Annotated in this window: 26 protein-coding genes; 16 read left to right on the top strand and 10 right to left on the bottom strand. The window is 71.0% G+C overall.

Annotated elements, in window-relative coordinates:
• Position 1 precedes the first annotated feature (1 nt).
• Positions 2-985, top strand: coding sequence for an aldo/keto reductase (locus tag ABD831_RS17860; RefSeq protein WP_344949799.1), 984 nt, complete (start codon positions 2-4; stop codon positions 983-985).
• Positions 986-997: 12 nt separating this feature from the next.
• Here the strand turns inward: ABD831_RS17860 and ABD831_RS17855 are convergent, their stop codons facing one another.
• The 3 genes from ABD831_RS17855 to ABD831_RS17845 all read right to left on the bottom strand — a co-directional run bounded on the left by ABD831_RS17855 (position 998) and on the right by ABD831_RS17845 (position 2,210).
• Entirely contained in the window at positions 998-1,237 is a 240-nt protein-coding gene (locus ABD831_RS17855) for a hypothetical protein (protein ID WP_344949796.1), read from the bottom strand.
• A complete protein-coding gene (locus ABD831_RS17850) occupies positions 1,234-1,851 on the bottom strand; it encodes an RNA polymerase sigma factor (RefSeq protein WP_344949793.1) in 618 nt (205 codons plus the stop codon). The genes ABD831_RS17855 and ABD831_RS17850 overlap by 4 nt, the downstream gene beginning before the upstream one ends.
• 98 nt (positions 1,852-1,949) lie before the next feature.
• On the bottom strand, positions 1,950-2,210 hold the full coding sequence (locus ABD831_RS17845; protein WP_344949790.1) for a hypothetical protein: 261 nt from the start codon (positions 2,208-2,210) through the stop codon (positions 1,950-1,952).
• Between the two features lie 169 nt (positions 2,211-2,379).
• Between ABD831_RS17845 and ABD831_RS17840 the strand changes: the two genes are divergently transcribed.
• From ABD831_RS17840 to ABD831_RS17825, 4 genes are all read left to right on the top strand, one after another.
• Positions 2,380-2,859, top strand: a complete 480-nt coding sequence (locus tag ABD831_RS17840; RefSeq protein WP_344949787.1) for a hypothetical protein — start codon at positions 2,380-2,382, stop codon at positions 2,857-2,859.
• Between the two features lie 3 nt (positions 2,860-2,862).
• Positions 2,863-3,834, top strand: a complete 972-nt coding sequence (locus ABD831_RS17835) for a patatin-like phospholipase family protein (RefSeq protein ID WP_344949783.1) — start codon at positions 2,863-2,865, stop codon at positions 3,832-3,834.
• On the top strand, positions 3,831-4,472 hold the full coding sequence (folE, locus tag ABD831_RS17830; protein ID WP_344949780.1) for a GTP cyclohydrolase I FolE: 642 nt from the start codon (positions 3,831-3,833) through the stop codon (positions 4,470-4,472). Before ABD831_RS17835 ends, folE begins: the two co-directional genes overlap by 4 nt.
• Positions 4,473-4,612: 140 nt before the next feature.
• Positions 4,613-5,464: an SDR family oxidoreductase gene (locus ABD831_RS17825; RefSeq protein ID WP_344949777.1), complete on the top strand. Its 852-nt coding sequence runs from the start codon at positions 4,613-4,615 to the stop codon at positions 5,462-5,464.
• Positions 5,465-5,479: 15 nt separating this feature from the next.
• Here ABD831_RS17825 and ABD831_RS17820 read toward each other — a convergent pair whose 3' ends face one another.
• On the bottom strand, positions 5,480-5,887 hold the full coding sequence (locus tag ABD831_RS17820; RefSeq protein ID WP_344949774.1) for a transferase: 408 nt from the start codon (positions 5,885-5,887) through the stop codon (positions 5,480-5,482).
• 215 nt (positions 5,888-6,102) lie between these two features.
• Between ABD831_RS17820 and ABD831_RS17815 the strand changes: the two genes are divergently transcribed.
• The 3 genes from ABD831_RS17815 to ABD831_RS17805 all read left to right on the top strand — a co-directional run bounded on the left by ABD831_RS17815 (position 6,103) and on the right by ABD831_RS17805 (position 9,399).
• Complete coding sequence (locus ABD831_RS17815; RefSeq protein WP_344949771.1) at positions 6,103-7,113, top strand: aldo/keto reductase family protein; 1,011 nt, start codon at positions 6,103-6,105, stop codon at positions 7,111-7,113.
• Between the two features lie 116 nt (positions 7,114-7,229).
• Complete coding sequence (locus ABD831_RS17810) at positions 7,230-8,894, top strand: NERD domain-containing protein (RefSeq protein ID WP_344949768.1); 1,665 nt, start codon at positions 7,230-7,232, stop codon at positions 8,892-8,894.
• Positions 8,895-8,970: 76 nt separating this feature from the next.
• On the top strand, positions 8,971-9,399 hold the full coding sequence (locus ABD831_RS17805; RefSeq protein ID WP_344949765.1) for a hypothetical protein: 429 nt from the start codon (positions 8,971-8,973) through the stop codon (positions 9,397-9,399).
• Positions 9,400-9,424: 25 nt separating this feature from the next.
• Here the strand turns inward: ABD831_RS17805 and ABD831_RS17800 are convergent, their stop codons facing one another.
• On the bottom strand, positions 9,425-11,041 hold the full coding sequence (locus ABD831_RS17800; protein ID WP_344949762.1) for an HNH endonuclease signature motif containing protein: 1,617 nt from the start codon (positions 11,039-11,041) through the stop codon (positions 9,425-9,427).
• Positions 11,042-11,221: 180 nt separating this feature from the next.
• On the opposite strand from ABD831_RS17800, the gene ABD831_RS17795 reads away from it, so the two are divergent.
• Positions 11,222-12,619: a pyridoxal phosphate-dependent decarboxylase family protein gene (locus ABD831_RS17795; protein WP_344949759.1), complete on the top strand. Its 1,398-nt coding sequence runs from the start codon at positions 11,222-11,224 to the stop codon at positions 12,617-12,619.
• A 42-nt stretch (positions 12,620-12,661) separates the two neighbouring features.
• On the opposite strand, the gene ABD831_RS17790 is transcribed toward ABD831_RS17795, so the two are convergent.
• Positions 12,662-14,008: a wax ester/triacylglycerol synthase domain-containing protein gene (locus tag ABD831_RS17790; protein WP_344949756.1), complete on the bottom strand. Its 1,347-nt coding sequence runs from the start codon at positions 14,006-14,008 to the stop codon at positions 12,662-12,664.
• Between the two features lie 287 nt (positions 14,009-14,295).
• On the opposite strand from ABD831_RS17790, the gene ABD831_RS17785 reads away from it, so the two are divergent.
• The 4 genes from ABD831_RS17785 (at position 14,296) to ABD831_RS17770 (ending at position 18,892) form a co-directional block, all read left to right on the top strand.
• Entirely contained in the window at positions 14,296-16,386 is a 2,091-nt protein-coding gene (locus ABD831_RS17785; RefSeq protein WP_344949753.1) for a CARDB domain-containing protein, read from the top strand.
• Positions 16,383-16,859 carry a hypothetical protein gene (locus tag ABD831_RS17780; protein WP_344949750.1) on the top strand — a complete coding sequence of 159 codons (477 nt, stop codon included), beginning with the start codon at positions 16,383-16,385 and terminating at the stop codon, positions 16,857-16,859. The genes ABD831_RS17785 and ABD831_RS17780 overlap by 4 nt, the downstream gene beginning before the upstream one ends.
• Positions 16,860-17,056: 197 nt before the next feature.
• Positions 17,057-17,974 carry a universal stress protein gene (locus tag ABD831_RS17775; RefSeq protein WP_344949747.1) on the top strand — a complete coding sequence of 306 codons (918 nt, stop codon included), beginning with the start codon at positions 17,057-17,059 and terminating at the stop codon, positions 17,972-17,974.
• 42 nt (positions 17,975-18,016) lie between these two features.
• Positions 18,017-18,892 carry a universal stress protein gene (locus tag ABD831_RS17770; RefSeq protein ID WP_344949744.1) on the top strand — a complete coding sequence of 292 codons (876 nt, stop codon included), beginning with the start codon at positions 18,017-18,019 and terminating at the stop codon, positions 18,890-18,892.
• Positions 18,893-18,934: 42 nt separating this feature from the next.
• Here ABD831_RS17770 and ABD831_RS17765 read toward each other — a convergent pair whose 3' ends face one another.
• The 4 genes from ABD831_RS17765 to ABD831_RS17750 form a co-directional block, all read right to left on the bottom strand.
• Entirely contained in the window at positions 18,935-20,257 is a 1,323-nt protein-coding gene (locus ABD831_RS17765; protein ID WP_344949741.1) for a nuclease-related domain-containing protein, read from the bottom strand.
• Between the two features lie 142 nt (positions 20,258-20,399).
• Positions 20,400-20,954: a universal stress protein gene (locus ABD831_RS17760; RefSeq protein WP_344949738.1), complete on the bottom strand. Its 555-nt coding sequence runs from the start codon at positions 20,952-20,954 to the stop codon at positions 20,400-20,402.
• Positions 20,951-22,414 (bottom strand): MFS transporter, encoded by a 1,464-nt coding sequence (locus ABD831_RS17755; protein WP_344949735.1) that lies wholly within the window; start codon positions 22,412-22,414, stop codon positions 20,951-20,953. Before ABD831_RS17755 ends, ABD831_RS17760 begins: the two co-directional genes overlap by 4 nt.
• Positions 22,415-22,569: 155 nt before the next feature.
• Positions 22,570-22,806 carry a hypothetical protein gene (locus ABD831_RS17750; RefSeq protein ID WP_344949732.1) on the bottom strand — a complete coding sequence of 79 codons (237 nt, stop codon included), beginning with the start codon at positions 22,804-22,806 and terminating at the stop codon, positions 22,570-22,572.
• Between the two features lie 147 nt (positions 22,807-22,953).
• On the opposite strand from ABD831_RS17750, the gene ABD831_RS17745 reads away from it, so the two are divergent.
• The 3 genes from ABD831_RS17745 (at position 22,954) to ABD831_RS17735 (ending at position 26,251) form a co-directional block, all read left to right on the top strand.
• Positions 22,954-23,400, top strand: coding sequence for a ChaB family protein (locus ABD831_RS17745; protein WP_344949729.1), 447 nt, complete (start codon positions 22,954-22,956; stop codon positions 23,398-23,400).
• A gap of 262 nt (positions 23,401-23,662) precedes the next feature.
• Positions 23,663-25,141 carry a S8 family serine peptidase gene (locus tag ABD831_RS17740; protein ID WP_344949726.1) on the top strand — a complete coding sequence of 493 codons (1,479 nt, stop codon included), beginning with the start codon at positions 23,663-23,665 and terminating at the stop codon, positions 25,139-25,141.
• A gap of 183 nt (positions 25,142-25,324) precedes the next feature.
• Positions 25,325-26,251: a universal stress protein gene (locus ABD831_RS17735; RefSeq protein ID WP_344949723.1), complete on the top strand. Its 927-nt coding sequence runs from the start codon at positions 25,325-25,327 to the stop codon at positions 26,249-26,251.
• The last annotated feature ends 70 nt before the right edge of the window (positions 26,252-26,321 follow it).

Here is a 26,321-nt window from a genome sequence, read left to right as displayed (position 1 = left end):
CATGCAGACGCGTCAGCTCGGTCGCACCGGTCGTCAGGTCTCCGTCGTCGGTCTGGGCTGCTGGCAGCTCGGCGCCGACTGGGGTCACGTCGACGAGTCCGACGCCATGGCAGTCCTCCACGCGGCTGTCGACGAAGGAGTCACCTTCCTCGACACCGCGGACGTCTACGGCGACGGCCGCAGCGAGACCCTCATCGGCAGACTGCTCGCCGAACGTCCCGACGCCGGCCTCACGGTCGCAACGAAGATGGGCCGACGCGCCGACCCCCATGTGCCCGAGGCGTTCACGCTCGAGGCGTTCCGCAGCTGGACCGACCGCAGCCGCCGCAACCTCGGCGTCGACCGGCTCGATCTCGTCCAGCTCCACTGCCCACCGACCCCGGTCTACTCCGACGACCGCGTCTACGACGCCCTGGACACCCTCGTCGACGAGGGCGCGATCGCCGCCTACGGCGTCTCCGTGGAGACGTGCGACGAGGCGCTGACGGCGATCGCCCGACCTCACGTCGCGACCGTGCAGATCATCCTCAATGCCTTCCGGCGCAAGCCGATCGAGCAGGTGCTGCCCGCAGCCGAGGCGGCCGGGGTCGGCATCATCGCGCGCGTGCCGCTCGCGAGCGGTCTGCTGTCCGGCAAGTACGACGAGCGCACGACGTTCGCGTCCGGAGACCACCGGACCTACAACCGCGGGGGCGACGCCTTCGACGTGGGAGAGACCTTCTCCGGGGTGCCGTTCGAGGTGGGGGTGCGCGCGGCGCGTCGCGTGACCGCCCTGGCGCGGCCGCGTCCTGCGGCCCAGGTGGCGCTGCGCTGGATCCTCGACCAGCCCGGCGTCAGCATCGTGATCCCCGGCGCGCGCAACGGCGACCAGGTCCGTGGCAACGTCGGCGCTGCCGCCCTCGAGCCGCTGGACGCTGACCTGCTCGAGCAGCTCACCGCGGTCTACGACGAGGAGATCCGCGAGCACGTGCACGGCCGCTGGTGATGGCGGCCGCGGTCACTGCCCCTCGAGCAGGTCGATGAGGGACTGGGCCTCCTCCTCGCAGGCGGAGCATCCGCGCAGGTGGGCCGTCATCGCCTCGTCGCGGTGCTGCGGGTCGTGGAGGGCCGCCTCGGCGTAGGTGTCCATCCGCTCGAAGCACTCCTCGCAGGAGAGCCAGGGTGTCGTGTCCTGCAGGAGGGACTCGACCGCCTGCTCAGGGATGACTGCGGGACGTGGTCGGGGTGTCTGGCTCATGGCGTGCCTGCCGTCGGGGTGGGGGAGACGTCGGGGTCGTTGTCCGTAGTGGTCCCTTGGTTCGAGCTGTCATGCGACACAGGGAGATAGCCCTTCGCAGTGAGCTCGCACCGGAGCCGGACGCGCACGTCGTGGAGCGTCTTGTAGAGCGCCCCGCGACTGGTGCCGAGGCGCTCGGCGAGGACGTCGATCGGGACGGCATCGACGAGGAGCGCGACGGCGATGCGCCGTTGGTAGGGAGTGAGCACCTGTCGCATCGCCTCGGCCACGGCTCCGGCGAGGTCGTTCCCCTCGGCGGAGAGCTCCGGACCGTCGTGCGCAGGCGACGGCCGCAGCTCCACGTCGCGCAGCTCGACCTCGCGGTGCTGCCACTGCAGGCGCCGCACCTCGGTCGCCGCCTGGAGGATGGCGAACTTGAACGCCCACGTCGTGAAGCGGCTCCGCCCCTGGAAGGTGTGCAGCTTGCCGAGCAGGGCGGTCATCGCCTCGTCCGCGGCCTGGTTGACGATGACGTCGACGGCGCCGGGCGACGGGTCGGGCAGCGCCGCCCGCATCCGCCACACCTGATGTCCTGCTGCGCGGATCATCAGCGCGTGGAGCTCGCGCAGGGCCATGGACTGATCGGGACCTGTGCTGCCGAGCGCTGCGACCCAGTCCCGCGGTGCTCCCTCACGCACGGGAGCGCCCAGGTCGACCCTCCGCACTGCGGTCATCAGCTCGCCCACGGCTGGTCGAGGTCGACGTCGTCGAGCGGCGCGAGGATCCGGGCCGCGAGCTCGGGCGGGCATCCGGCGTCGACGAGCTCGAGCAGGGCGTGCAGGTCGACGTGCTTGCGGGCCAACGACCTGGCCAGGACAGGGGGGAATCCGGCCTCGCGCAACCGGCACCACCGCCACTCGACGACGTCGAGCGGCGGCCCGGGCGAACGGCAGGGCGCAGGAGAGGCGTGGGGGCGGGACTGGTCGGTGAACATGCCCTGTTTGCCGCAGCGAGGGGCGCTCGTCTTACCGACGACCGGCTCAGGGCCGTCGGTAAGACCTGTGGTCGCTGACCGCACTAACACTCCGTCAGCGTCCCACCGCCACGTCCCGATGTCTCCGGAGCGGCGGGTCGGACACCGCGTCACTCGTCCAGGAGGACCCATGGTCACCATCGGAAGCCACCGCTCGACCCTCGAGAGCAAGGAGAATCAGGAGAGCAACGACCACACCCGACCGCACAGGAGCGACCCGGCATACCAGGCGTATGCGGTGCTCCGCACTGCCTTCGTGGTCGCGCCGATCATCTTCGGCCTCGACAAGTTCACCGACCTCCTCGTCCACTGGGACCAGTACCTCGCCCCCGTGCTCTCGCGGCCGCTGCCGGTCACGCCGCACCAGGCCATGTATGCCGTGGGCGTCATCGAGGTCGTCGCCGGCCTCGTCGTCGCCTTCCACCCTCGCCTCGGCGCCCTCGTCGTGGCCGCCTGGCTCGGCGGGATCATCGTGAACCTGCTCCTCCTCCCCGGCTTCTACGACGTGGCGCTGCGTGACTTCGGGCTGCTGCTCGCAGCGGTGGCGCTGCAACGACTGGCCACCCGCTTCGACCCTCGGCCCCTGCTGTGGCCGCTGCGCCGGGCCTGAGCCATGACAACGGCGTTCGTGCTGACGGGCGGCGGCAGTCTCGGCGCCGTGCAGGTCGGCATGCTGGCCGCCCTGCACGAGGGCGGGATCGAGCCCGACCTGCTCGTCGGCACGTCCGTCGGGGCCGTCAACGCGGCCCATCTCGCCGGACCCGCCGGCACCAGCCGGCGGGGGAGCACCAGCAGGAGCACGGCCGGGCGGCTGGAGGAGCTCACCCGACTGTGGCTGGACCTGCGGCGCCGCGACGTGTTCCCGCTCGAGCCTCGGCGTTGGCTCGCGGCGGTGCGTGGTGGCGAGCCGTCGATGTTCCCGGGGACGGGGCTTGAACGGCTGCTGCAGCGCCACCTGGGCTTCGACACCTTCGAGCAGGCACACATCCCCGTGGAGGTCACCGCCACCGACCTCGTGACGGGGAAGGGACTGGTCCTGAGCGCCGGGTCCTCGGTCAGCGCCGTCCGGGCCAGCGCGGCCGTGCCCGGGGTGCTGCCCCCGGTACTCCGGGACGGCAGGACGCTGGTCGACGGCGCCATCGGCGAGCTCGACGTCCTGGCCCACACGGCAGCGCACGGCGTGACCGACATCTACCTGCTGCCAGCCGGCTATCCCTGCGCCGGGACCCCGCCCCGGACGGCCCTCGGCATCGCATTGAGCTCTCTCAGTCTGCTGCTGCACCGCCAGCTCATCGCCCAGGTCCGGGGCTACACCGGCGGCGCCCGCCTGCACGTCGTCCCGCCACTGTGCCCGCTGTCCGTGTCGCCGGCCGACTTCACCCAGACACCGGACCTCCTGCGCCGCGCCCACGAGAGCACCGAGGACTGGCTCGAGGCCCGACGTGACCTCGGCGGTCCGGGCGATGCGGGTGTCCTCGCCCTGCACGCCCACGCCGCGCCGACGCGGCGCAGCCAACCCGACCACACCAGGCAGCCGGACCCACTCCGACGACCACGCAAGCCACAGGAAGGACTCATCCCATGAATCCATCACTCTCCCAACCGGATCCATCGTCCCGGACTCAACACCGCGCTCGCACGTCGTGGTCGGGCACCGGCGCCGTCGCCGAGCCGGACCTCGAACGCGCAGCGGCCGGAGCGCGCATCCTGCTCGAGGCGTTGGGCGTCGACCTGGACGACGAGTCCCTCGCACGGACTCCCGAACGGATGGCGGGGTCGCTGGCCGAGCTGATGAGCCCTCGCCCCTTCCACCTGACGACGTTCCCCAACGACGGCGGCTACGACGAGATGGTCGTCGCGAGGAGCATCCCGCTGCGGTCGCTCTGCGAGCACCACATGCTGCCGTTCGTCGGGACCGCGCACATCGGCTACCTCCCGGGTGCGCGCATCCTCGGGCTGTCGAAGCTGGCTCGGGTCCTCGAGCACTTCGCCTCGAGGCCGCAGGTGCAGGAGAGGCTGACGGTCCAGGTGGCCGACTGGCTGGCCGCTCAGCTCTCACCCGTCGGCGTCGGCGTCGTCATCGAGGCCGAGCACCTCTGCATGACCCTCCGCGGCGTGCAGGCGCCCGGGACCACGACCATCACGTCGAGCCTGCGCGGGGTCCTGCGCGAGGACTCCCGCTCTCGGGCAGAGTTCCTCGCCCTGACCCGCTCACCCTGCTGAGCGGCCCTCCGAGCGAATGTGACCGACAGGTCAGGCTGACGCCCTGACGGCGTATGCCGTCCGGTGGCAGCCTGAGAGAGACGCGAGTTCCACCCGCGCCGTGCGCCCCACGCCAGGGGCAGTCCCGGAAGGACGTGGCCATGATCGCGGTCATCGGCGGCACCGGCCGCCTCGGTCGTCTCGTCACCGCACGCCTCGCCGAGGAGGGTGAGCAGGTCACCGTCGTCGCGCGCTCGGCGCCTCAGGTGCGGGTCCCCGGCGCCCACTTCGTCGCGGCGGACCTCCGCGACCCGAGCACCCTGCCGGCGGCGCTCGACGGGGCCGATGTCATCGTCGCGGCCGCCCACGGCATGGACCCCGGCAAGGGAGAGTCGCCGGCCGAGGTCGACCGGGACGGCAACATCGGCCTCATCGACGTCGCCAAGGTCCGGCAGGCCGACGTCGTTCTCGTCTCCGTGGTCGACGCGTCCGCTGACCACCCGCTCGAGCTGTTCCGGATGAAGTGGGCAGCGGAGCAGCACCTGCGCGCCAGCGGAGTCCCGTGGACCATCGTGCGAGCCTCAGCCTTTGCCGAGATGTGGGTCGAGATGCTGAGGCAGTCGGCCCAGGACGGGAAGGGGCCTCAGGTGTTCGGGGACGGCGACAACCCGATCAACTTCGTGAGCGTGGAGGACGTGGCCGTCGCCGTCGCGCGCGCAGCGACCGACGCGACGTTGCGGGGCCAGGTCATCGACGTCGGTGGTGACGACCTGACGCTCAACGAGCTGGCTCACCTCGTGCGCCCCGAGACGCCTCCACGTCACGTGCCTCGCGTCGCGTTGCACGTCATGGGCCAAGTCGCGCGGCCGGTGCGTCCGTCGCTGGCGCGCCTCGCCAGGACGGCCCTCGTCATGGACCGAGCGAACCTGCGCTTCGACGCTGCGCCCAGCCGGACGGCATACCCGTGGCTGCCGCGCACGTCGGTGCGCGAGCTCGTCCACCGAGCCCCCTGAGGGCCGGCGCAGGCGTCAGGCGGCGCGGCGAGCGCGAGTGCCGGTGCGCACGACGGCGCCCTGGGGGACGACGTCGTCGGTGTCGACGCGCGCCCCGTCCCAGACGTGCGTGTCCGCGCCGACCTTGGCACGTGCCCCGATCCGGGCATCGCGGCCGATGACCGCGCCCGAGGCGACGTGCGCTCCGGTTCCGACGGCTGCCCCGGCATGGACGACGGCGTCGCTCTCGATCCAGGCGCCGTTCGCGATCCGCACGTCGGTACCGACGACTGCGCCGCGGTCGACGTAGGCGGACTCACCGACGTATGCCGTCGGGTCGACGTGGGCGTGCGACTCGACGAAACCGCCACCGTTGTCGTGGCGGGCGTAGCGCAGCACGGTTCCGTTGTCCTCTTCGAACTCCTCGTACTTCCTTCGCCTCATGGTGCACCCCCTTCGGGTTTCGTCGTGGACACGGTGTCCACGGGTTCCACGTGCTCTCAACGTTCACGTGTACTTGAAGATTCCGCTCGTGGCGGCGGCCGAACCGCCGGTCACTGAGCAACGTTCGTACCCATGTCGACAGTTCCATCTGCACCCGTCTCATTCCTCGACCGAGCGCCTCTGGCGGACTCTGCGGCCCGGCATACGGTGGACGAATGAACTTCCGATACCTCGGCAACAGCGGACTCAAGATCTCCGAGATCACCTACGGCAACTGGCTGACCCACGGCTCTCAGGTGGAGAACGACGTCGCGACGCAGTGCGTCCGTGCCGCGCTCGACGCCGGCATCAGCACCTTCGACACCGCCGACGTCTATGCCAACACCAAGGCCGAGACGGTCCTCGGCGAGGCACTCAAGGGTGAGCGTCGAGAGAGCCTCGAGATCTTCACCAAGGTCTACTGGCCCACCGGACCCGGCGGCAAGAACGACACCGGCCTGTCGCGCAAGCACATCATGGAGTCGATCAACGGCTCGCTCGAGCGGCTCCAGACCGACTACGTCGACCTCTACCAGGCCCACCGCTACGACACCGAGACGCCGCTCGAGGAGACGATGCAGGCGTTCGCCGACGTCGTGCGCCAGGGCAAGGCGCTCTACATCGGCGTCAGCGAGTGGACGGCCGACCAGATCCGCGAGGGCGTCACTCTCGCAAAGGAGCTCGGGTTCCAGCTCATCTCGAGCCAGCCGCAGTACTCCATGCTGTGGCGTGTCATCGAGGGCGAGGTCGTGCCGACGTGTGAGGAGCTCGGCGTCAGCCAGATCGTGTGGAGCCCCATCGCGCAGGGCGTGCTGACGGGCAAGTACCAGCCGGGCCAGCAGCCGCCCGAGGGCTCGCGTGCCGCCGACGAGAAGGGCGGCGCCGACATGATCAAGCGCTTCATGAACGACGACGTGCTGACCCGAGTGCAGAACCTCAAGCCGATCGCTGACGAGGCCGGCCTGACCATGGCGCAGCTCGCCGTCGCCTGGGTGCTCCAGAACCCCAACGTCGCCGCGGCTCTGGTCGGCGCGTCGCGTCCCGAGCAGGTCGCCGAGAACGTCAAGGCTGCGGGCGTGAAGCTCGAGCCCGAGCTGATGAAGCAGATCGACGACGTCCTCGGCGACATCGTCGAGAAGGACCCGGGCAAGACGAAGGAGACCGCGCCCCAGCAGCGCGTCGCCTGACCCTCGCCCCGAGGGGCGCAGGACCGCCGAGGGCGTATGCCGCGACGCCGCGTTCCACGGGGACGCGCCGGACGGCATACGCCCTCGTTGTCGTCCCGGACGGCTACGGTCTGGCCATGGTCAGGGTGGTGGGGGAGACGCCGCGCTTCGCGCACGAGTCCGAGCGGTTGGTCTGGGAGCAGCTGTGCCGCACCGCGACGGACGACACGGTGCTCATCCCGAACCTGCGCCTGACGTCGGCCCTCAAGGACCACGAGCTCGACGTCGTCGCCATCATGCCCGGGGTCGGCGTCGTCGTCGTGGAGGTCAAGGGCGGCAGCGTCTCGGTGGACGCGCAGGGTCAGTGGTGGACGGGCGGCGGCGCGCGGCGCAGCCGGATTCGTCCTGTCGACCAGTGCCGTGACGGCAAGTACGCCCTCCGGACGTTCGTCGAGGCCGACCCGCGCTGGAAGGCCAGGCACAGCCGGGTGCGCTGGGGCCACGCCGTCGTCGTCCCCTACACCGACGTCGCCGCCGACTTCGCCACCCTCGACTGCCCGCGCTGGATGATCAGCGGACGCGGCGACCTCGACGACCTCGCCGGACGACTGCACGACGTGTGCGAGCTGCAGGAGAACTCGCAGCGGGTGCCGAACGCCGACGACGTCGAGCTCATCCTCGAGATCCTCACCGGTCGCAGCTTCCCGGTCCACGACCTCGTCGTCGAGGCCGACGAGCGCGAGGCGGCAGCCGACCGGCTCACCCAGGAGCAGGCGACGCTGCTGTCGGTGACGAGGCTCATCCGGCGGATGGAGATCCGCGGTGGCGCAGGCAGCGGCAAGACGATCCTGGCCCTGACCCAGGCCAAGGACCTGACACGCGGCCAGGGGGAGCGCAAGGCCCAGCGGGTGGCCCTCGTCTGCTACTCCATCGGACTCTCCCAGTACTTCAAGCGGCAGCTCGCCGGGGTGCCGCGCCACCACCGTCCTGCCTTCGTCGGGTCCTTCGAGGACCTCGCCAACGAATGGGGCATCGACACGGCGTCCCACGACCGCAACGACGCGGACTTCTGGGAACGCGACCTCGCGGTGCGCATGACCGAGATCGCCGCAGCACTGCCCGAGGGCAAGAAGTTCGATGCCGTCATCGTCGACGAGGCCCAGGACTTCGCCGACCACTGGTGGTACCCGCTCATGAAGTCGCTGCGTGACGAGGACGAGGGTGGTCTCTACGTCTACTCCGACGAGAACCAGCGGATCTTCGCCCGATTCGGTCAGCCGCCGGTGCCGCTCGTGCCGCTGGTGCTCGACCACAACCTGCGCAACACCCAGCAGATCGCCCGGGCGTTCGGGCCGCTCGCCCCGATGCGGATGCATCTGCGTGGGGGAGTCGGCGCCGACGTCCGCTTCGTTCCGTGCGCGCGGGAGGACGCCATCACCAGTGCAGACGACCAGGTCGACCTGCTCCTCGAGGAGGGCTGGCAGCCTCAGCACGTGGTCCTCCTGACCATGGGGTCGCGCCACCCCGCCCAGGTGGAGCGGCAGGACGCGGCGGGTCAGGTCGGCTACTGGCGCTCCTTCTGGGACGAGGACGACGTCTTCTACGGGCACGTCCTCGGGTGCAAGGGCCTCGAGCGCCGGGCCGTCGTCCTGTGCGTCAACGCGAAGACCACCGACCGTGCCCGCGAGATGCTCTACGTCGGGATGTCCCGCGCCACCGACCAGCTCGTCGTGGTCGGCGACCCGCACTTCATCCGAGAGATCGGCGGCGACCAGGTGGCACACCGGCTCGGCATCGGCTGAGCTCGTCGCCTGAGGTCGGAACGAGGCTGGGGACAACGTCGGCGGCCTGGTCGCCGACGGGGCGACCATGGCGACCATGACCTTCGAAGACCTGCCACCTCGCGCCAGTGAGATCCCCCTGACCAACCGACGCGTCGCGTCTGACGTCATCGACCTCATCGTCGGCGACACCGATCGGGCAGCCGGGTGCGTCGGCGTCATGATCTGCGACTCAGAGGACCGAGGCATCCAGCCGATCGTGCTCCACGACGTGCCGCCCGAGGCCGATGCCCACGGCCTGGCCCAGCTGCTCGACCTGCTGCTGCCGCTCGTGGCCGAGAACGCCGGCTCGGTGCTCATCGGCCGAGGACGACCGCATGGGACCGCGCCGAACGATCTCGACCGGGCTTGGCACCAGATGGCGATCGACCGGTGTGCCGATCACGAGGTCGACCTGATCGGCTACTACCTGGCAACCGCCGACGGCGTCTTCAGGCTGCCAGAGCCGCTCTCGGCAGCGTCCTGACGCCCTGCACAAACCGGGCTGTGGCCTAGAAGGGCGGTGGGTCGTCCCTCGGCGGGCGCGGGCGGGCGGTCCTGTCCACCGGCGGCGAGATCACCGCCGCGTCACGGACCGCCTCGAGCCAGTCCTTGGGGTAGGTGTCGTAGATGCGGGCGGCGTTGGTGCGCCAGCGGACTCGGTCTCCGTCGCGACGCACGAGCCAGTGGCCGTGCGTGTGCACGTTGTGGTGGGAGCGATGCTTGCTCGTCAGGTTGGTGACCTCGGTTGGGCCGTGTGGCCACGGGATGTCGTGGTCGAGGTCGCACCGAGCGGCGGGCACGGTGCAGCCGGGGGCGCGGCAGGTGCCGTCGACGGCTTCGACCTGTGCGCGCATGGCCGCGGTCGGACGGTAGGCACGCGGTTCGAGGCGTTGCGCCGCGCCGCTTTCGCCGTCGACGCCGAGGCGCTGCCAGGTCGAGCCGTCGTTGAGCATCATCTGACGGGCGTGGTCGGCCGTCACCCAGCCGTGGCCGACCACCTCACACGGTGCGTCGGTGAGACCGACGGCGGTGCTCCAGGGCACGACGAGCCTGACCACGGCCGACGGCCGGCGCCCCAGACGGGTGAACCAGTCACCGACGACACGCGACGTGTCCTCAGTGGCCGTGGTCGGCTCAAGGGTCCCACTGCAGGCGGCGGCGCTGTCGGGCCACCCGAACATCAGGGTGTCGGTGATGATGTCGGCACGGAGCGAGTCGAGATCGCGGGGATCGCCTGCCGCCCGAGCGGCGCGGGCTGTGGCGTCGACGCGCTCCATGGCGGCGACGACCTTGTCTGCGTCGTTGACGAGGTTCAGCACACCGAGGCCGTCACGGTCGATCTGCGCGTGCGCTCCACGGCGGCGTCGGGCCGTGCGGCGACGGTCGGCGGCCTCGCGGTCGGCTGCCAGGCAGGCGCGGGTCAGTCGCTGACGGAAGAGGGTGGGAGACGGCGGTGCGCCGTCCTTGAAGCGTAGGACTGCGTCGACGATGCCTGGCCCACAGTCAACGGGCAACGCTGCGATCTCGCCCTGGATCGTGCACGCACGGTGAAGAGTCACCACGCCCCGCTGGAGGCGGTGGCGCAACGAGGCAGCGCCGGGCGTACGCGCGGTGGCGAGGGCGAGACGCGCGCGAAGCTCATGTGTGCCGAGCCCGGTCGCCGTGCAGACCTCCATCGCCGTCAGCTCGTCCGCGTCGACCCACCCCGGCGGCTTCGAGCGACCGAGGTCGGCGAAACGGGCGAGCTCGCTCGACTCGATCGTCGACCGCAGCCTCGCCAACGCCTCGAGACCGACGGCGTCCAGGACCGCCTTGCACCGCTCGACCGACTCGACGACTCTCAGCTCGTCGTCCGCCCGGACCTCGAGCTCTGGACGGGGCGGCTCGGGCTCGACCTGTGACAGGTCGTCGGCGACAGCCTCGAGCAGCTCGCTCACGAGGGCCGGCATGACCTGCGTCAGGAGGGACTCGGCCACCTGTTTGCGCACGGCGCGCTCGAGCAGCGGGAGGTCGCGCTGCCGAACGGGAACGCGACTCGCAGCGCGGCTGCGAAAGAGGCCAGCGAGATGCTCGAGATCGACGACGACGTCACTGTCGTGGACAGCATGGAGTGGCCGGTGGTCCATCACGCCGCCTGTCCCGTCCATGATCTATTCGAACACATGTTCGAATCCTTCGTCAAGGGGTGGGTGGCATCCGATTCCCCTGAGAGACAGTCGAACTGGAGCGAGCACGGGTCAGCCGGTCGGGCGCCGGGTCCTCGAGACCCTTGCGCGCGCCCGGCCCTGCGGAGGACCGTGCGGGACATGGACCATGACCTGCGCCAGCTCTTCGCGCGGGCTGCCCTGGAGGGCGCCCGTCACCGTGAAACCGTCGCCGACCGGCCCGTGCACCCCTCACCCGATCGGGCGTCTCTCGAGGCAGCCCTCGGAGGCCTCCTTCCGGCGGAGGCGACCGACCCGGTCCGCGTCCTCGAGGACCTCATCGCCGCCGCGAGTCCCGGACTGGTCGGCACCGTGGGCCCGCGGTTCTTCGGCTTCGTCATCGGTGGTGCCTCGCCTGCGGCGACGGCGGCCGACATGCTCGCTGCCGCCTGGGACCAGTGCGCCTACAACGAGGTCCTGTCGCCGGCCGCCGCGGCAGTGGAGCGGGTGGCCGGCACGTGGGCCAAGCAGCTGCTCGGGCTTCCCGCGACGGCATCCGTCGGCTTCGTCACCGGTGCGCAGGCCGCAAACACCGTCGGGCTCGCCGTCGCACGACAGCGCGTGCTCGCAGACCGGGGATGGGACGTGGCGAGGGACGGGCTGACCGGGGGGCCGCGGATCGCCGTGGTCGCCAGCGAGGAGAGGCACGCGACCATCGACCGGGCCGCTCGCCTGCTCGGCCTCGGCACGCACAGCATCGAGCCCGTTGCGGCGACGGCGCAGGGCGCCATCGATGTCGACCGCCTGCGCACGACCCTCGACGCGCTGCGCGACCGACCCGTCATCGTGTGCCTCCAGGCCGGCAACGTGAACACCGGCGCCTGCGACGACCTGCGCACGGCGACGACGACCGCCCACGAGCACGGGGCCTGGGTCCATGTCGACGGTGCCTTCGGGCTGTGGGCGGCCGCGAGCCCGCGGACCGCCCATCTCGTCGACGGCATCGAGCTGGCCGACTCGTGGGGCACGGACGCCCACAAGTGGCTCAACGTCCCCTACGACTGCGGCCTCGCCTTCTGCGCCGACGCGTCGCTGCACGCCGCCACGATGTCGTATGCCGCCTCCTACCTCACCGGGTCGGGGGCCGGAACCGACCCGGTCCTGGGCGACCTGACACCTGAGTCGTCAAGGCGGGCCAGGGGATTCGCGGTGTGGGCGGCTCTGCGTGAGCTGGGTGTGGACGGTGTCGCTGACCTCGTCGACCGTTGCTGCGCGTTGGCCCGACGCATGGCTGCTCGACTCGAGGCCGGTGGGGCCACGGTCCACAACGACGTCGTGCTCAACCAGGTGCTCGTCAGCGTCGGTGACCCGGCGCACACCGACGCGGTGGTCGAGGCCGTGCAGCGCGAGGGCACGTGCTGGGTCGGTGCCACGACCTGGCACGGTCGGCGACTCATCCGCATCTCGGTGTCGAACGCGACGACCACCGAGGCCGACATCGACGTCTCTGCCGCGGCCATCCTGGCCTCGGCGTCGTCCCTGGGGGCCGTGGGGACCTGACCTGTCCCTGGACGGTCCGCGCACCCTGCCACCCCTGAGGGCTCAGCCAAGCGGGCCGACGAGCTCGTCGAGCTCCTGCGCCAGGTGGCGTGCGAGCGGGTCTGCGTCCGCCACCACGTCGGGGTCCGTCACGATGGTGATGCCGAGCGTGCCGGCATACGACAGCACGTCGAAGGTGACCCCGACGTTGCCCGGTGTCACAGCGATCGGAACCACGCTCGTGACCGGGCGCCCGCAGAAGCGCCACGGGTGCGCCGGTCCACGGACGTTCGTCACGAAGGTGTTGACCAGTGGCTGGTGGTCGACGAACCACTGCAGCACGCCGAGGCGTGCCAGTGCCCTGAAGCCCACACCGAGCGGGGCGGCCGAGGCCGCTCGTGGCCGGGCTCGCTGCGCCTGCGACATCCGAGCGACAGTCCGGAGGCGGGCATCACGGCCGACGTCGAGGGGGATGCGGAAGGGCACGACACCCGTCTCGTTGCCGAGCCGGCCGGAACCGGCCCACGAGCGTCCTGAGAAGGGCACCGAGATCACGATGCAGTCGGGCGTCTCCCCGCTGTCGCGCAGGGTCGCTGCCACCGCCGACGAGACGGCAGCGAGCACGAGGTCGTTGACGGTGACGCCGAGACGATGGCCGGCGGCGACGGCATCCGCCAGTGGGCGCTCCACCACGGTGAGGCGACGGCGCGGTCCGGTGGGACGGTTGAACGACGTGCGCGGGCACCGGCGGGGGAGCCGGCCGTCGAGGCCGAGGTCGCGCGCGCCGGCCGCGGCAGCCCGGGCGCGCGTCGCCAGGGTGCCCAGGCCATGGACCCGCGACCGCCACGCGTCAGCGACCAGTGCGCGCCGGGTGTATGCCGTGTGATGCGCTGCACCGGTCGGCTGCCCTGTTGCGGTGGTGCCGGTCAGGGCGGCCAGCACGGCCAGGCCGCTCAACCCGTCGGCGAGGACGTGGTGGGCCACGACGACCAGCGCCGCACGGTCGCGATCGAGACCGGTGAGCCACACTGCCCTCCACAGTGGGCGGTCACTCTGCAGACGGTGGCAAGCCAGGTCTGCCACCTCGGTCCACAGGTGGTCGTCGTCGACCTGACGGAAGTCCACGTGCCGGTGGATGTCGAAGTCGTCGTCGACCCAGTACGGGCGGCCGCAGCCCAACGGGACCGGGCGCAACCGTTGTCGCAGCCGCGGTACCTGCGCGGTGGCCGTCTCCAGGGCGCGGAGCACCTCGTCGCGTCGCAGGGTCGCGCCGCCGTCGACGACGAGGACCGCGGCGATGTTCATCGGGGCGGGCCCCCGGTCGCTGACCAGGGTGGTGAGGTCGTTCGGCGAGATGCGATCGATCCTTGTCGGCGCGACGCGGCGCTGCCCGGGAGTGCCCGTGTGCATGCTTCGACGCTAGGCCTGCCCTGCAGGGGAAGGCCACCGGTCGCGAGCCGGTGCGAACCGCCTGTCGGCCCACCCGGCACGTGCGGAGAAGCCATGGCGACCTGGGCGGATCCAGCGCGTTCCCAGCGGACACCCAGCCGTTCCTGACCACCTGTTGACCTTCTGGCTCGTAGCCCCGCCCGCGCCTGACTCGTTGGACCGGTCGAGCGAGGGCGCACGTCGTCGCTCGACGGCCTCGGCCGGACGCCTCGGGGGTGTCCACTTCCCTGGATCCAGGAGCTGACTGCATGTTGCCCACCGTGTTCCGTAGAACTCCCTCCCGTTCCCTCCCGATCGTCGCGGCGGCCGGCCTCGTGGGTGCCCTGTGCGTGGCGGCCCCGGCGCTCGCCGCGACCCCCGACGGCGGGACGGTGTCCGACACCAGCACGAGCGTGCAGTGGACCGCGGGTCCCTTCGTCGCGCCGAACGTCACCGGGACCACCGGCGACGTCACGTGCGGTCCGGGGCTCTGCGACGACTTCGCGCTGCACGTCTCGACGCCGAGCACCTACGGCGACACCCACCAGCTGACGGTCAAGGTCGGCTGGGCCAACGCCGCCGCCGACTTCGACATCTACCTGCTCGACCGGACGGGCGCGGTCGTGGCGTCCTCGGCCTCGAGCGCGGACCCTGAGACCATCGTGACGCCGCCGACGAGCGGCGACTACACCGTGCGTGTCGTGCCCTACGCGCCCCTCGGTGAGTTCGTCACGGGCACCGCGACCCTGACCGAGGTCCCGGCCAACCCTGCACCGAGCACCGCAACGCCGCCCACCTACAGCCAGTACGGCGCCCCCGAGTCCTTCGGAAGGGCCCACGACGCAGGGGAGCCGTCGATCGGCAGCAGCCACACGACGGGCGCGACCTTCTACCAGGCGCTCTACGACACCTACCGGGCGACGTGGGACGACAGCGTCAGCCCGTCCAAGGTCACGTGGGCCGACGTCTCGGCGACGCCGGCCAACGGGTGCGTCACCGGCGGCTCCACCTCGCTCGACCCGATCGGCTTCACCGACCCGAAGACGGGCCGCGTCTTCGAGAGCCAGCTCGCGGGCAAGACCTCGCTCATGTGCTACTCGGACGACGAGGGCAAGACGTGGTCGCCCAGCCAGGGCGGCGGCCTCAACTCGGGCGTCGACCACCAGACGGTGGGGGGCGGTCCCTACTCGGCCGCCGGAGTCGGGGCGCTGCCCACCTCGACCTACCCGAACGCCGTCTACTACTGCAGCCAGGACATCGCCGACGCCAACTGCGCGTCGAGCCACGACGGTGGTGTGACCTTCGGGCCGGCGATCCCGATGTACTCGCTCCTGGACTGCGGCGGCCTGCACGGTCACGTCAAGGTCGCCCCTGACGACGGCACCGTCTACGTGCCCAACAAGTCGTGCGGCGGCAACCAGGCGGTCGCGGTCTCCGAGGACGGCGGCACCACGTGGACGGTCCGCAAGGACCCGGCCAGCACCGCGGGGGACTCCGACCCGAGCGTCGGCATCGGCGCCAAGGGAACCGTCTACATGGGTTACCAGGCCGCTGACGGCACGCCCCGCGTCGCCGTGAGCCGTGACAAGGGCAAGACGTGGACCGACGACCAGAACGTCGGGGCCGGTCTGGGTGTGCACAACACCGTCTTCCCGGTCGTCGTGGCCGGTGACGACGACCGCGCCTCGTTCGCCTTCATCGGGACGACGACGCCAGGCAACTACCAGGACGCGACGAACTTCAAGGCCGACTGGCACCTCTACGTCTCGACCACCTACGACGGTGGCAGGAGCTGGGTCACGGTCGACACGACGCCGAGCGACCCGGTCCAGCGCGGTTCCATCTGCACCGGAGGCACCACGTGCGGCAACGACCGCAACCTGCTCGACTTCATGGACGCCACGGTGGACCGGACCGGACGCGTCGAGGTCGGCTACGCCGACGGCTGCACGGGTGCCTGCGCCAAGCCCGGTGGCGCCCAGAACTTCGACGCCTACGCCACCATCGCCCGCCAGCAGACGGGCAACACGTTGTATGCCGCATACGACGCCCTGCCCAACCTCACCCCGACGGCCCTGACCGTCACGAAGAGCAGCGGGCTCTACGTCGCCTCCAGCACCGTCGCGAACTCCGGCGAGGCCGCCGCTCGGGCTGTCACGACCCGTCTGCTCGTCGACGGCGTCAACGTCGCAACGTCAGCGCCGGTGGACCTCGCGGCCGGTCGCTCGGCATCGGTCTCCTTCCCCGGCGTGCGTCTCGGCAAGGGCACCCACTCAGTGGTCGTGGTGGCAGACCCGGACGGGCGCATCCGCGAGTCGAACGAGGCGGACAACCGGCGACAGACCCAGGTCAGCCGATGAAGCCGGGGGACCGACGCGCAGGGCCGCGGTCCGCGGTCGCACTGTGCGCCCTGCTCGCGGTGATGCTGCTCGGGGCGTGCGGGGAGGACGAGCTGGAGTCGGCGATGGCAGAGCCCGGCAGTACCGCGACCCAGGCCGCGCTGACCTGCGCCAAGGACGCGAAGCCCATCGACCTGCCGCCCTCGTTCCCGACGCAGGCGACGGTGCCGGACGGCTACGTCGTGACCGGCGTGCAGGTCCGGAGCGCGGGCCGCACGGTCGTCACGGCCGTCTCGCCCAAACCGTTCAAGCAGACCCTCGCCGACATGCAGGCCGCCTACTCGACCCGCGGCTGGACGGCCTCCGAAGGGGAGGTCGAGGAGCGTGACGCCGAGTCGAACTTCGACGGCAACGGCGTGCGCGGCAGGTGGGCGATCCGCGAGATCCCGGACTGCGTGGACAACACCTCGGTGAGCGTGCTCATCGGGAAGTGACACCGGCGGCAGGGCGCGGCCAGCGCCCTGCCGCTGTCGCCCGATCCGTCGCCCGATCCGTCGCCCGATCCGTCGCCCGATCCGTGGCCACCCGTGCCATGTCTGGGCTGTCACAACTCCCTGCGGACCCATCGGCGGCGCGGGACGATGGGGGTGGCCGGAGCATGCGGCCCCGACCGACGTGGAAGGGGAGAGCGATGGACGCCGCAGTCAGCTCGACGAACGAGACCATGAGCCACGGCATCGTGGTGGGCTACGACGGGTCGCCGGGATCGCGGCTGGCCCTCGACTGGGCCATCCAGACGGCGAAGCGCGACGACCGCCAGCTCACCCTGCTGCACTGTGTCGGTCTGACCATGACCCCCACCTTCCGCGCCTACGACCCCGGAGTGCAGGCGCACGCGTACGACGAGATGTCCCGCGGCGTCCTGGCCGAGGCGATCGAGATCGCCGCACAGACCCTGGACCGTGAGAACGTGCACCCGCTCAGCGTCATCGGGAGCGCCGCGGCGGAGCTCGTCGGCGTCTCGTCGCAGGCCGATCTCGTCGTGACGGGCTCTCGCGGTCACGGGACCATCTCCGCTGGTCTCCTCGGCTCGACGTCGTATGCCGTCACCGCGCACGCCCACTGTCCCGCGGTCGTCGTCCGTGGCGAGTCCGTGGTCCACGCCGGTCGCTCGCACCCCGTCGTCGTCGCCTTCGACGACTCCAAGAGCGGGCAGAAGGCGCTCGAGACCGCCGTCCAGGTCGCCGTGGCCGCTGAGGCGCCGCTGCACGTCGTGGCGGTCGACAACGTCGGCGGCCTCGAGGCCTGGCCCGAGACGGACGCGATGCTGGGGAGGGAGGAGATGATGGATCAGATGCATCGCCACATCGGCGAGACGCTGCGTCAGGCCGGGGACGACGCAGAGCGCTCGCACCCCGGTCTCGATGTGCACACCAACGTCCTCGGCGGTGGCGCGGGCGCGGCCATCGCCGCCTACGCGGCCGATGTCAGGGCGGGCCTCGTCGTCATGGGCTCGCGCGGCCACGGCGGCTTCACGGGGATGCTGCTCGGGTCGGTCAGCCATCGCGTGGTCCATGACGCTCCGTGCCCGGTCATGGTCGTCCACTGACCCCGCGCCGACCCGGTTCGACTGCCCCCCAGCGAGTTTCCGATGCACACGTCCAGGTCCGCCGACGGTGTCGTCGTCGTGGGCTACGACGGCTCGCCTGCATCCCAACGCGCCCTCGTCTGGGCTGCCGAGGTGTCCCGCGCCCTCGGGGACGCGCTCAAGATCATCCACGCCGTCGAGCTCGACGTCGTGCCCAGCCGCCGCGGCTACGCCCTGCGCCCCCTGAACCCCTCGCTCGAGATGGTGGCCGAGACGATGGTCGGTGGCCCGTCGACGTGGCCGGGCACGCCGCTGGCGCGATCCCGCGTCCGGGCGGTGCACGCGTTCGGCGGCCCCGCAGCCGAGCTCGTCGACGCGTCGATGACCGCCGACCTCGTCGTCCTGGGCACGCGCGGTCGTGGGCGGACCCGCAGCGCCCTCATCGGCTCCGTCTCAAGCGCCGTGGCGGCTCGTGCCTACTGCCCGGTCGTCGTCCTCCACGACCTGTCCCACCACGCCCATGAGGGCCGTCGGGACGTGCCGGTGCCGGGGCCCGAGTGCGAGGTCGTCTGCGCAGTGACCCCGGGTACGGGGAGCCCCCACGCGGACAGGATCGAGCGGATCGTCGGTGCTGCAGCGCGACTCGCCGCCGGTTGCTCGGCGCCGCTGCGCCTCGTCACCGTCGCGGCACCATCCGCCGACAACCGGGCGGCGAGCCCCTACGCCACCGACACCCTCGCGCTCAGCCATCCGGGCCTGTCGGTGACGACGCAGACGCTGGAGGGTGACCCGGTGGAGATGCTGACGCTGACGAGCCGGGACTGCGGCCTGCTGGTCATCGGCGCGCCGCACAAGGGCGGCATGGCAGCGGTGCTCGTCGGGACTCCGGCCCACCGGATGATCCACGACGCCACCTGCCCGGTGATGCTCGTCCACTGAGCGAGGCGCGTCTCGGGTCGGGGCCGCCGGTCACTCGCTGCCCTACATCGTCAACGCGACCGCGAGTGCCTCCGCCAACCGGATGACCTTCCTCTCGGCAGCTACCTCGACGACCAGGCGCTGTTGATCGCTGGCTCCCTCCGGATAGGTGAACCGCAGCGAGAGCATGAATGGCTGAGGTGCGCGCGTCCGGGTCTTCCATCCGTTGAGAGACGTGTTCTCAGGCACCCACGCAGACGCTTCTCCGGGCGTGATGTCGATCCTGGACTCGCGGGTGTCGGCCGACGCGAAGCGGAGTCGAGCGGACGTTCCCGTCTCCACCGTCAGATCGGCGGCTTGCGTCGAGTAGCGCGGCTTCGCCAACCACCACGTGCAGCGGTCGTCCCCGGACTGAGGCTTCTCGACCACGGTCCTTGCGCCGGTGATCTTCTGGACCATCGCCTTCGTGAGGGACTGGCACTGTCTCGGGTCCGGGGAGGGTGCCAAGGAACCCGGGACCCCAGCAGAGATCCCTGTCGGCGAAGGCCCCAGGACCATCGGCACGATCCGTGGTCCGAGCTGGCTGAGGGCAAACAGGGCAACGAGGCCGACAAACGCCGAGACCGTCGATCCTCGTCGACGACGTTGACGCTGACGTCGCTGAGGAACCGGCTGTCGATCGGGTGCTCCTCCGATCCTGCCGGTACTGACCGGAGGGCGTCCCTGGGTGGGCGGCGTCTCCGCGCCGACGACGTCAGCCACGGTCAACGCGTTCGCGACGCCCCCACGAGTCTCGTCTGGCGACGCGGGAGGATACGCATGGGCCACGCGTCTCGAGAGCAGCTCGGTCCCCGCCTCGGCGGGAGCGGCCGGTTGCGCGAGAAGCCAGCCGACCAGCTCATCCTGAGGAACAATCTCCACGCCGCGCACGCGCTGTCTCGAGAAGGAGGCGGACTGGCCGCCGGCCAGCGCGATCACCGGCACGACGGGCAGGCCCAGTCCCTTTTCCATCTCCGCGGCGAAGCGGCTGACGTTGTCGAGCTCGCGTCCCTTCGGCGAGCTGCTGCTCGTGTGCTGCCAGAGGTTGCCGTCGTGGACGCTGGTGCCGCCGGCCCAGTTCTTCGTGTCCACGAGGTACACACCGGAGGGGCCGATGACGACGTGGTCGAGGTTCGTCTGGCTGCGGCCTGGACGCAGCAGACGGTCGTGCTGCACGTACCAGCCGGAGGGGAGTCGCCCCAACGCAGCGGCCACGCGACGCTCACCGTCGGCGCCGGCAGACCAGGCCCCGGCCTGCGTCTCCAGTGCGTCCGCCCGGGCGCGGGCCTGCGCAGCCTGAGCCCTGAGCACCGCGGCGCGTGACCGCGCCGACCCTCCTGCTGACATGCAAAGCCCCCTGTGACCCTGTAGCCGCAGACTCTAGGCACGTGCGGTGGGACCCGGGCCCGAATCGGTGCAACTCGCAGACGGATTCGGGTCCCGGGACCGGGCCACACGGCATACGACCCGCGGGGGACGGGCCTGACGGTCAGGGGGTGGGCGGGTGCTGGAAGCCCGGCCTCCCGGCTGTGCCGGCGGCGCGCTCCACCGAGCGACCCAGCCGCCCGGCGGCAGCACCGAACGGGCTCGACCCGCGGCCGCCGAGCGCCGGTGGCACGACCACGACCGGGCAGTGTGAGGCTCGCACGAGCCTGCTGCCCAGCCAGCGTGCCCCGACCTCGGTGGAGTGGCCGGCGTCGATGACGACGAGGTCGGCGCTGCGGCTCTCCTCGACGAGCACCGCGCGCCGTTTGCCGGCCACGACCCGCGTCTCAACGAGGTGGTCGTGACCGAGGACGTGCGCGACGTCGTCGGCCAGGCGCGTCAGCTCGTCGCCGCGGGCGCCGTCGTCCGAGACGACCGACGGCACGCGGCCGCCGGTCGCGGTCTCCGGTGCGTGGGGCCGCCAGGCTCGCACTGCGACGACGCGGCCGCCCCGGAGTGAGGCCTCCTCGACGGCCCAGCGCAGCGCGCCGGGAGAGCCGCTGGTGGGGCTCACCCCGACGACGATGGTGTGGGCGCGACCCAGGTCCGCGACGTTCATGCGCGGGCTCCCGACTCCTCCGAGACCTTGCTCAGCGGGTCGGCGACGTCCTCGAGCGACTTCCGCTCGGCGTCGATCCCGATGACCCAGGCCACGATGCCGCCGAAGATCATGATCACAGCACCCGCGACGTAGCCCCACGTGAGGGGCACCCGGTCCTTGCCGTCACCGATCAGCGCGCCGTAGAGCACGGGGGCGATCGCGCCGGCGCACTGGGCGACGACGAAGAAGTAGCTGATCGCCTGCCCGCGGACCTCGAGCGGGAAGATCTCGCTCACCGTGAGGTAGGCCGCGGACGCCCCGGCCGAGGCGAAGAAGAACGCGACGCACCAGAAGATCGTGTGCGTCGTGGCGTTGAGGATCTCGGCGTGGAACGCCCAGGCCGACGCGAGCAGAACGAAACCGGCGATCGTGTAGGTGCCGAAGATCATCTTGCGACGCCCGATGGTGTCGAAGAAGTGGCCCAGCAGCAGCGGCCCGAGCAGGTTCCCCGCCGCGAAGGGCAGGAAGTAGAGCGACGTGTCTGCCTTGCTGATGCCGTAGAAGTTCGTCAGCACGAGCGCGTAGGTGAAGAAGATCGCGTTGTAGAGAAACGACTGCGTCACCATCATCGTGAGGCCGAGGACCGTGCGGCGTCCGTAGCGGTGCACGAAGACGTCCCACAGCACCTTGGCGCCGAGGCGGTCCTCGGGCTTGACGAGGATCGCCTTGCTGTCGTCGACCTCCGGGATGTCCCCGCCCTCGCGGCGCACGCGCTCCTCGATCTCGTCGACCGTGCGCTCCGCCTCCTCGGCGCGCCCGTGGGTCAGCAGCCAGCGCGGGCTCTCCGGGATGTGGCGGCGCAGCCAGATGATCGACAGACCCAGGATCGGGCCGATGAAGAACGCGACGCGCCAGCCGATGTTCTCGGCGACGTTGTCGGGGTTGAGGAGGTAGAGGTTGGCGAGGGCGCCGAAGAACGCGCCGAGCCAGTAGGTCCCGTTGATCGCGATGTCGACGCGACCACGGAAGCGCGACGGGATGAGCTCGTCGATCGCCGAGTTGATGGCGGTGTACTCGCCGCCGATGCCCATGCCCGCGACGAAGCGGCAGACCCAGAGGAACCACATGTTCGGCGAGAGGCCTGCGAGGCCCGAGCCGACGAGGTAGATGACCAGGGTCATGATGAAGAGCCTGCGGCGACCGAGCCGGTCGGTGAGGCGACCGAACGTCAGTGCCCCGACCACCTGGCCGACGAGGTAGACGGTGCCCGTGAGCCCCACCTGCGCAGCCGACATGCCGAGCGTCTTCTGGAACCCCGACTCGGACACGATCTGGATCTCGAGGCCGTCGAGGATCCACGACACCCCGAGCCCGAAGACGACCGACCAGTGGAACTTCGTCCACGGCAGTCGGTCCATGCGCGCGGGCACCAGACTCCTGATGGCACGGTCCGTGCGTTGTGCGACAGCTTCGCTCATCCCCATCTCCTTCGATCCGAATCGCTGTGAACCGTCGGGTCAGGGCGCGCGGCGTCGCGTCCTCACCGCGGGGAGTCGTACCCCCTCGGGTACGCGACGCAACACATTCCGGACAACCAGACGCTTTCGCCCCGCAACGGGGCGCAAGGTCGTGGTCAGCCGCGTCGTTCCTCCTCGTCGTCGTCGGTGTCCACGACCTCGGCCTGCTCGACGAGGTCGCCCTCGTCGCCGGCAGGCAGCGCGCCTTCGGCGACGGTCGGCTTGAGCGTGTCGGGGAACAGCACGTCGGGGCCGTCGGTCTCGACCGCCTCGTCGTCGGTCATCTCCGGCTGTCCGCCGTCGAACTCGCTGGGGTCGGGGACGCTGGGGTCGGTCTCACGTGAGGTGTCCATGCGGCCCCCGTACCCGTACGGCCGGGCGCCGACACCGCTTGCGTATGCCGTCACAGCCGTCGCTCGTGAGCGTGACCTCCTGCGCTGGGTACGTCTCAGACGAGCGGACGAGATGCACATCGAACGAGCAACCGAGGAGGCCCGCCCATGCCCGCGAAGAAGCGTTCGACCACGAGGTCGGGGACCGAACTGCCCTCGACCCTCGAGCGGTCACCGAAGAAGGCCCAGGAGACGTGGCTGGCGACGCACGAGGCTGCGGTCGAGCAGTACGGCGAAGGTGAGCGCGCGCACCGGACAGCTTTCGCCTCGCTCAAGCACTCCTTCGAGAAGGTCGGGGACCACTGGGAGGAGAAGGACGAGAAAGGCCCCAGCGATCGCCAGGCCGCCCGCCGGGGTCCCGAGGCGCGAGCCCACAGGGACGGCGGCGACTCCGCCGGAGGCGTCAACGCCAACGCCACGAAGAGCCACCTGCTCGACGTCGCGAGACGGCTGGACGTCAGGGGGCGGTCGCGGATGGACAAGCAGCAGCTCGTCGAGGCGATCCAGAAGGCCAACGACCGGGCCACGGCTGCGGCGCGCACGAAGGATGCCTAGCAAACCCCCTGTGCTGCAGGCATCTTGGCGACCAAACGGTCGAAGGGTGCGAACCGCTCCCAGCGTGCCTCGGGCACGCTCTCAGGTTGTGGCCATTGTTCCTTCAGAATCGGTGCGGACGTTCTAGCGTGGTGAGCTGGGCCGCCACAGGAGTCGGCCCAGCGGCGGGACGCCCATGCCGCCGCCGCGGAGGAGACAGACCATGTCCGTGTCACGAAGTCGGGGTGCGTCTCGGGGGACCGCAGTACTCGGAGCGGCCGCAGTGGTTGCGGCTGCCGCGCTGGCGACGGCGGTCGCGTCGAGCGACGCCTCCGCAGCCAGCGCGACCGCCACCTACCTGGTGGTCTACAAGGAGAAGTCGTCGACGGGCAGCGCCGGCAGCGCGGTGACGGCAGCCGGCGGACAGCTGGTCGCGACGTACGCGCCGATCAGCGTCGTCGTGGCGCGTTCGTCGAACCCGGACTTCGCCGTCAGGATGCGCGCGGTCAAGGGGGTCGAAGGCGCGGTCGCCACGACGAGGTTCGCGAGTGCCGTCGACGGTGGTGCGGTCTCGACCGACGCTGCGGACACGACGACTGCGGGGCCGTCGGCAGCGTCGGCCGGGCTCAACGACTCGCTGTCGGGCCTGCAGTGGGACATGGCTCAGATCAAGGTCGGCGAGGCGCACGCCGTCAGCACGGGGTCTCCGTCCATCCTCGTCGGCGACATCGACACGGGCCTCGACTACACGCACCCTGACCTCGCCGCGAACGTCGACGACGCCAGGAGCGCCAACTGCGTCGGCGGAGTCGCGGTTCCCGGGATGGTGGCAGCCAACGACGACAACGGCCACGGCACCCACACCGCCGGCACGATCGCGGCCGCGGCGAACGGGATCGGCATCGTCGGGGTGGCGCCGACCGTCAAGATCGCGGGCATCAAGGCCGGCGACGCCGCGGGCTTCTTCTTCCCCGAGGCGGTCGTGTGCTCCTTCATGTGGGCGGCCGACCACGGCGTCGCCGTCACGAACAACAGCTACTTCGCCGACCCGTGGCTCTTCAACTGCCGCAACGACGCCGAGCAGCGGGCGATCTGGACCGCCGAGCGACGCGCCATCAAGTACGCCCAGTCCAAGGGCGTGCTCGTCGTGGCGGCCGAGGGCAACCAGGCCGACGACCTGTCGCACCCGACGCTCGACGCGACCAGCCCGGACGACACCAACCCCGTGCTGCGAGCCATCTCCAACGCGTGCGCCGTGGTCCCGACCGAGGTGCCGGGAGTCGTCGGCGTGAGCGCCACGGGCAACAAGCGGATGAAGTCGTTCTACTCCTCCTACGGCATCTCTGCGGTCGACGTCGCAGCGCCCGGAGGTGACTCCCTCCTGCAGACGACTCCGGCCGCCCCCAACGGCCGCGTCCTGTCGACGTGGCCAGCCGCCCTGCTCACCGCGACGTGCCTCCCGTCGCGCCGACTCGTCGACGCGAGCGGAGCCGCCTACTGCTACCAGCAGGGCACCTCGATGGCCTCGCCGCACGCGGCAGGGGTGGCAGCCCTCCTCGCCAGCGTGACCGGCAAGACCGGGGGCGCGTTGTCCGCGGCCCTTCAGGACGCGGTCAACCCGATCCCGTGCCCGGCGGACGTGTCGGCCTACGCCTTCTTCCCTGGCCTCGACGACGGCGCACCGCAGACCTGTGAGGGCACGCTCGCGCAGAACAGCTGGTTCGGGGCCGGCGAGGTCGACGCCCTCAAGGCCGTCGGCTGAGCCACCACGTTTGCCGCCGGGCCGGGTCACCCGACCCGGCCGGACGGCATACGTCCTCGGCCTCCACCTGCTGACCCACACCTGTCTGAGTGGTCACAAACGGCCGTGGCGACGTCACCCTCCGCGGGAGGATGGAGGTGGCCGGAGCAGTGGCCCGGTCCCGGGACCCAGGGAGGGTGCACCATGAACGGCCAGGTACGGACCACCACGTACGGCATCGTCGTCGGCTACGACGGCTCGGCAGCATCACAGCTCGCACTCGAGTGGGCCGCGGAGACGGCCCGCCAGCAGGGCAAGCACCTGACGCTGGTGCACAGTGTCAACCTGGCCAGCGTGCCAGCCTTCCCCGCCATGGACCTGTCTCACATGGAGCCCACGCTGGAGCACGCCGCCAAGGCTCTCGTCGACGAAGGGGCCGAGCGCGCCGGCACGACGCTCGACGCGTCGCAGGTCGAGACGCAGTACTGGCTCGGCAGTCCTGCCGCGCAGCTCATCGACGCCTCGAGGGAGGCGGAGCTGATCGTGGTCGGCAGCCGCGGGCGCGGGCGCATCCTCGCCGGGCTGCTCGGCTCGACGTCCTATGCCGTCGCCGCACACGCCCAGTGCCCCGTCGTCGTCGTGCGCGGACCAGAGGGCAAGACGCCGGAGGACCTGCCGATGCCGCCTCGGCCGGGACGCGATCACGACGTCGTGGTCGGGGTCGACGACTCGGACGCCGCGGTGCGGGCCGTGAACGCCGCCGTCGAGGTCGCAGAACGTGAGCGAGCCGTCCTGCACATCGTCCGCGTCGCGCACTCGGTGTCGATGGAGGCGTGGACCTACGCCGAGACCGCGAAGGGCGGCACGGAGGAGACCCATGCGATCCGCGACCACGCCGAGGAGTCGGTGACGCGCGCGGCCAACCGGGTCAGGGCGCTGCACCCGAAGGTGATCGTCACGACCGAGGTGCTCTACGGGGACCCCGGGCAGTCGCTCGCCGACCTCGGGGCGACGGCAGGTCTGATCGTCGTCGGCTCGCGCGGGCACGGCGGCTTCACCGGCATGCTGCTCGGGTCGGTCAGCCACCGCGTCATCCACGACGCGGTGTGCCCGGTCATGGTCGTGCGCTGACGTCGTGCGCTGACGAAGAGCCCGTCGGCAGAGGAGGGCCCAGCAGACGGGCGGGGAACCGAGGTGCTGC

It is taken from the genome of Terrabacter ginsenosidimutans (assembly GCF_039539425.1).
In the GTDB taxonomy this organism is placed as follows: Bacteria; Actinomycetota; Actinomycetes; order Actinomycetales; family Dermatophilaceae; genus Terrabacter; species Terrabacter ginsenosidimutans.
Note: the sequence above shows the minus strand (reverse complement) of the source record. Positions and strands in the feature narration are given on the sequence as shown.